This window comes from Paenibacillus farraposensis, assembly GCF_020736845.1.
Taxonomy (GTDB): domain Bacteria; phylum Bacillota; class Bacilli; order Paenibacillales; family Paenibacillaceae; genus Paenibacillus; species Paenibacillus farraposensis.
The window spans coordinates 688,285-694,420 of record NZ_JAFFQR010000112.1 but is presented as its reverse complement, the minus strand read 5'-3'; the positions used below and the strand labels follow the sequence as shown (position 1 = coordinate 694,420).

At 40.7% G+C, this 6,136-nt stretch carries 9 protein-coding genes; all 9 read left to right on the top strand.

The window, feature by feature from the left end:
• Positions 1 to 183: 183 nt before the first annotated feature.
• The gene (locus JO375_RS21830; RefSeq protein WP_229526431.1) at positions 184 to 717 is read left to right on the top strand and encodes a hypothetical protein; all 534 of its coding nucleotides are present in this window, start codon (positions 184 to 186) and stop codon (positions 715 to 717) included.
• 106 nt (positions 718 to 823) lie between these two features.
• On the top strand, positions 824 to 1,261 hold the full coding sequence (locus JO375_RS21825) for a phage holin family protein (protein ID WP_229526430.1): 438 nt from the start codon (positions 824 to 826) through the stop codon (positions 1,259 to 1,261).
• Positions 1,261 to 2,181: a peptidoglycan recognition protein family protein gene (locus JO375_RS21820; RefSeq protein ID WP_229526429.1), complete on the top strand. Its 921-nt coding sequence runs from the start codon at positions 1,261 to 1,263 to the stop codon at positions 2,179 to 2,181. Before JO375_RS21825 ends, JO375_RS21820 begins: the two co-directional genes overlap by 1 nt.
• 15 nt (positions 2,182 to 2,196) lie before the next feature.
• A complete protein-coding gene (locus tag JO375_RS21815; RefSeq protein ID WP_229526428.1) occupies positions 2,197 to 2,742 on the top strand; it encodes a phage holin, LLH family in 546 nt (181 codons plus the stop codon).
• A 282-nt stretch (positions 2,743 to 3,024) separates the two neighbouring features.
• Positions 3,025 to 3,402, top strand: coding sequence for an acetyl-CoA acetyltransferase (locus JO375_RS21810; protein WP_229526427.1), 378 nt, complete (start codon positions 3,025 to 3,027; stop codon positions 3,400 to 3,402).
• Positions 3,403 to 3,405: 3 nt separating this feature from the next.
• Positions 3,406 to 3,963: a hypothetical protein gene (locus JO375_RS21805; protein WP_229526426.1), complete on the top strand. Its 558-nt coding sequence runs from the start codon at positions 3,406 to 3,408 to the stop codon at positions 3,961 to 3,963.
• Positions 3,950 to 4,258 carry a hypothetical protein gene (locus JO375_RS21800; protein ID WP_229526425.1) on the top strand — a complete coding sequence of 103 codons (309 nt, stop codon included), beginning with the start codon at positions 3,950 to 3,952 and terminating at the stop codon, positions 4,256 to 4,258. Before JO375_RS21805 ends, JO375_RS21800 begins: the two co-directional genes overlap by 14 nt.
• A gap of 274 nt (positions 4,259 to 4,532) precedes the next feature.
• Positions 4,533 to 4,982 (top strand): NucA/NucB deoxyribonuclease domain-containing protein, encoded by a 450-nt coding sequence (locus tag JO375_RS21795; protein WP_229526424.1) that lies wholly within the window; start codon positions 4,533 to 4,535, stop codon positions 4,980 to 4,982.
• Positions 4,983 to 5,155: 173 nt separating this feature from the next.
• A partial coding sequence (locus tag JO375_RS21790; RefSeq protein ID WP_229526423.1) for a fibronectin type III domain-containing protein occupies positions 5,156 to 6,136 on the top strand: 981 nt, incomplete at its 3' end.

The window sequence follows — 6,136 nt, the reverse complement described above, 5'->3', positions numbered from 1 at the left end:
TTAAACGCCTTGATAGCGAGCGGAATCAAGACGGTATACTGCTAGTTAATAAAGGTTACGACACTAAGGGGTTATAAAGCTGCGGGTAACATCGTATTACGAAATTTTACGATTACAGACGGGGCTGTAACTTCTAACCCGAGGACTTATGGAGACTTAATTGCGCTAGGACACGCGGATAATGTGCTTATTGAGCGCGTCCAATCGTTAAATCACGATCAACATTTCGTAGACATTTGCGGTTCTCGAAATATCACCGTGAGAGATTGTGTTAGTAACAATTTACAAGATACCTATGGAACGGCCACTTTCCAAATTGATCGTGCTAAAAATCTAGGCATTTGGGGCCTGTTGCTTGATGGCACAAACCCTAAAAATATAACGTTGTCAAATAACAGAATAACATCTATGTCTGAGTTAGTTTTGCAACTCGGACATGATCAATCCAACGTTAAGGGTTTGAAAGTAGTGAACAACACGATTAATTGTACAAATAAAACCAAGGGCCAAATTGCAATAGGTAACGATGAAGATACTTCGATATCTAAAACTGATATTATAGGTAACAATATTACACTTAACAATGTAAATAGTGCAGGTATACATTTGGTTAGTGATCCTAAAAAAAAGTTCAAAGACATCTCAATATCTAGCAATACCATAAGTGGTAAGATGCGTGCTGCAATTTTTATGGGGAGCTCTATAATGCCTAATTAATACGAAAACTTTAAATAATCTTTTATACACGTCTATTCAAGACGTGTTTTTTTATGCCCTCATAGTGGTCGAGGGCTTATTTATTTGAGAGGGCGGGGGAAATGGTATGCATGAAAAAGTCGATCAGGTGGTTAAGGGCCTGTCCGCGGGGGCCATGATCGGTTATTTTTTCGGTGGATGGACGACGATGTTAACGCTATTGTGGTGGATAGTCGTTATCGACTTCGGCACTGGCTGGGCGGCAGCTTGGATAAATGGGGAGCTAAAAAGCAGGAAAGGATTTTATGGTATAGCCCGCAAGGTCGCTATTTTCTTATTGGTAACCGTAGCGCACCTAATTGATCGTGTTCTTGGAGATGCACACTATTTCCGGGATGCGGTCATTTTCTTTTATTTGGCGAATGAACTGCTGTCAGTTATTGAAAATGTAGGCCGCATGGGTGTACCTATGCCGGACGTGCTCAGAAATGCTGTTAAGATTTTTGAGTCTCGTTCCCAGGCACATAGTACTCCGAAACAAGACGAGGAAAGAGAGGAAAAATGATGTTTAATCCAAACAAATACGCAATAGAACGGCGCTACATCAATAAGCGCCATAACGTAAGACCGGGTGCTCGCCTAACAAGCGGGAATCCGGTCTTTTTAGTTGCACATGACACTGGTAATCCAGGAGCTTCAGCGGATAACCACTTCACCTATTTTCAAAATCTCGAAGATCGGTCCGCTTCTGCCCAGGTCTTTGTGGATGATAAAAAGATACTGGAGATTATCCCAACTGGTACTGGAGCGGAGCCAGCCGAAAAAGCTTGGCACGTCTTGTACAATGTCACCACAGATAACGAGCTGTATGGCGACGACGCGAATGATATAGCGCTGGGTGTGGAACTGTGCTTCGGCGGCCAAATCGACACGCTGGAGGCTTACAAACGCTTTGTATGGTATCTAGCTTATTGCTGCGATAAATGGAGCATTAACCCACGTACACACATACCATCGCACAAGCAGCTTGATCCTGCCCGTAAGAGGGACGTAGACCAAGCCCTAGCTACGATTGGCAAGACACTAAAGGATTTAGTGGAGGACGTGGAAACAGAGCTTAAAGGCGCTTCTGGGGATTCTGCTGTACCGGACTTCACGGCGCTGCCTGCGTTTGTTGTTCAGGAGTTGGTGAACAATTATGTATCTCCAGCTTGGTTCGCGAGCCAGAAGGCAGGCGATCAGGAGGGGGAAACCCATTTTCACAATCTGGCCAATAACCTCCGAGCTGGAGCAGCCTTGAACGAAAAGAATCAGCCGCTTACTGCAGCTGTGAAACTGTTTAAATCCAATGCTCAAGAAATCATTTTCCGTTGGCTCCAACCGGCTTGGTTTAAAGCAAAGCAGGCGAACGACAAGGAACAAATGCAACATTTCAATAATCTGGCTAATTATCTGCGCGCTGCCGCAGGTTTGCCGAAACAATAAGAGGGGGATTTATAAATGCAAACTATTATCGAAACCGTACAACCATATGTAAGTACCATTGCAACAGCGGTAGTTGGCGTTCTGGTGACCTTTATATTGGCAGGACTTAATACACTCAAAGTTAAAGCTAATGCCTGGTTAGATGCACATACAACAGATGTACAACGTGAGGTGATCCACAAAGTAGCAGGGGAGGCATTTGCACTTGCTCAGACTACGTTTAAAGATGCTGGCGGGGTTCGCAAGATGCAAGAGGCCTTGCAGTATGCATCCTTGCGGCTGACGGAACAAGGTATTGTGGTATCGCCTACGGAGTTGCAAGCGGTAATTGAGAAGGCGTACCTTGAATACAGAGCCAAGACAAAGACAGTGCTGGCTACCGAAGCACAGCCAAGCGAAGAGGCAATACAAGCCGCAGCTAAGGAAGCTGTATCGGGTCTAGCGGCAAAGCTTAATGAATTTTTGGCTCAAGCTACAGCAGAGGTATCACCTAGTAAGGTTCAACCTGAGACCATTCAAGAACCAGCAGGATCTGCACAAGTGCCTATTGCTACGGAATAAACCTATAAAGTAAATGCCCTACAGGCCAGCGCTTGTAGGGTTGTTTTTTTGCATCTAAAAACTATATACATATGTATGAATCGAATCGTTAAATTTTAAGCATAAGAGACTATAATGACTGTATAAAATTAGTAAAGGTACATATGTTCGGAAGGTGAAATAGGTATTTTGTCGTATATTATATATAGTGGTATAGGTGTCATGCCCTGAAATATTCCTTTATTAGGAATAATATGGTATGATATTTGTGAGATGCATTATATTTTAAGAGGGAGTATTGTAATGTTAAAGGTGCCGTACATATTTATATGTGAGGGGATAAAAGTTGATAAAGCAGACTTTTCCCCTTCTAATATATTTGATAGAAGAATAATACTGAAATCTCCTACTTTTTTAGAAAATATATCTTTGGTTATTGGATTAATAGGTGACAAGGATGATGATCAAAAGGAGTTTACAGTAAAGATCAGAGGAAAAATTTTTAATGCGAGTTTACCTCCATTGAAATATGAATTTAAAGGATACGATGAAATTACAATATTTCAAGGTGAAATTGATAAGTTGCCAGTCTCTGAAGACGAGACAATTTATTTTGAAGTTTTTTTTAATAATAAGATAATCTCTCAGTATCCCGTTAAAATCACATTAAAGGAGGTTTAATATATGAGTAATGTTCAACTTATGGATATGGGAAACTTGGACATAAGACTTAAAAATGTTAGACCTTCTGTTGGTCTAACGGAAAGAGGAAAGAAAGTTGCTCGCACAAAGGCTCAGACCGCGTACAATGGTCAGGTGTATACAGAAGTAAACTACTTTATTAAAGTTAACGTTGATGCTTTTGAAACAAAAAAGAATGAAATTCATATTCAGAACATAAAATTGTCACAAGAGAATGGAGAAGATATTCTGATACAGGATTATCTTGCTATCATCTATCCTCCTCAAAAAAATAAATTAACCAAAATCCTAAGAAAGGTTGGTGCTATTATGTGGCCGAGAATTTGTATGGGTTCTCAGGCGGAAAAGACGGTCTCTCGGATATATCAATTTGTTATTATTTTCTTTGGAATTTTCGTGCTTATTAGTGGCGCCTCTTTATTAGGAGCTAATTTCATTCCAAAACCAATAGATAAAGCGATATTTTGGCCGAGTTTGGCCGGGGGGTTAGGATTTTATATCGATTATGTGAAAAGAGGGTTGAATAATGACCGCCAATAAAGCCCCCTCTTTCAACTGGGTGGCACTTGCTTCAAAGCTGCCAACAGCACTTATATTTATTATTATTGTAAATATAACTCTATTAAAAGAAATAGTGGGGTTATATATTGAGCAGAATAAAACAGGTGACACCTTGAAAGTATATACACTTATCGGAATTGGTGTGATTGTATTAGTGAATTTGCTGATTATCGGCTCGTTTTCTTTGGTAAAGCTTATCCAAGAAAACTCAAAAACTAAAGCCGATGTGAGCGGTATTTCTTCTAATAACGATGGAGAAGCAGTTACTCCATAGAGTACTTTTGTTGACTGTAAACTATTAATAAAAATCTAAGCCCTACTGGCTACGCTGGTGGGGTGTTTTTATGCAGGAATTTATCACCATACGCCGAATGAGTTACTGAGGTGATTAGCATGAACCATACATATGAGATATTTACAAAATCGTCCAATCGCATTATACTTATAACAACACATACGGAAGCACCGTTGTGCAATCCGAAAACATCGGTGATACCCTACTGGCTCAAGCCGGTGGGGTGTTTTTACGTTTAGGGGGAGGAATACATATGTTTAGATGGATAGTGACATTGCTGGCTACAGTCCTATTAGCTGGCTGCAGCGTGCAACAGCAGGAAGTGGTTAGACCCAGCAAAACGGAGCCTATAGCTGCCCCAGTAACACAGGTGTCTGCTGACAGGGTCAAGCTAGAATTTCCCTCAGCTAAGTACCCGGAAACAGCACAGCACATCAAAGAGGCTATTGCATCCGGAAAGTCGTCAGTATGCACAATTGACCGTGAAGGGGCCGAGCATAACCGTGAGCTGTCTCTTAAAGATGTGCCAACCAAGAAGGGCAAAGATCGCGATGAATGGCCTATGGCGATGTGCTCCGAAGGTGGGGAGGGTGCAGACATTAAGTACATATCACCAAAGGATAACCGTGGAGCTGGCTCATGGGTTAGTCACCAGCTAGATAAATATGCTGATGGAACTAAAGTGAGGTTTATTGTGAAATAAAAACAAGGACTCAACCAGTATAGAAGCTGGCATGAGTCCTTTTTAATACCCAATAAAAAATAAATATGCAAATATGTGGATTATATTTATAAATCTTCAAGTTTATGTTTAGACAAGTTTTGAGGAATATATTACCTTAATATCTGTTCAACAGATTATTAGGGGGAATATTTGTGAAGATCGGTTTTACTAAGAAATTTGGTATTTTATTTGGAGTTCTTCTGTTTGTAATGGTCACGTTTTTAAACTCACATTCTTATGCAGCTTCAGTAGGGGAGAGGCTTTCTGAAGCAGAAGCAGGATGGGAACGTTATGATGATACTTATAAGACAATCTTGAGAGAAAATGGAGCGTTTGCTTTTGTACCATCAGATGAGCAAAACCAGACATATAATGGCGGATATTATTATAGTAAAGACAAAGGTGCTACAATTTCATTTGCTTTCACAGGTGAAAAGGTTAGAATTCTAGGTCCAGTCTGGACTTTACAATCTAATAACATCGAAGTGAACATTGACGGTGTGAAAATAACGAATTATTCCGCGTATGGCTCACCAGTAAAACATCAAGTTATTTTGTTTGAGAAGTTAAATTTAGATAAGGGTAAGCATATTGTTAGATTGACAAATAATCAGGCAGGAATGGAGTTGGAAGTTGACGCTATAGATATAGCTAAAGATGGAAAATTAATACCTATTAATACTCCATTCAATTTAGATGCTTCTGCAGGAGACAGTAAAGTTATATTAAAATGGGGACAAATACAAAACGCCGAAAGCTACACAGTCAAATACGGAACAGAATCCGGCAAATACACTGAAACAGTAACAGCTACAAAAGATGCCTATGGCAACTTCGTTATACCTGGTCTGACCAACGGAACGAAATACTACTTTGTTGTGAGTGCTAAGGTGAATGGCGTGGATTCTGAATACTCCAATGAAGCGTCAGCGACTCCACAAGGAGGTGGAGGCGAACAACCTGATCCAGAGCAGCCATCCGGAGACCGTGCAATTCTGGTAGTGACCATGACAACCGGTTTGGAGAAGGAATTTGATTTGAGTATGAAAGAAGTCAACGACTTTATCTCATGGTACGAAGGCAAGCAGGCCGGAACTGGATCGGCTTCCTACGCGATCAACAAGCACGATAAC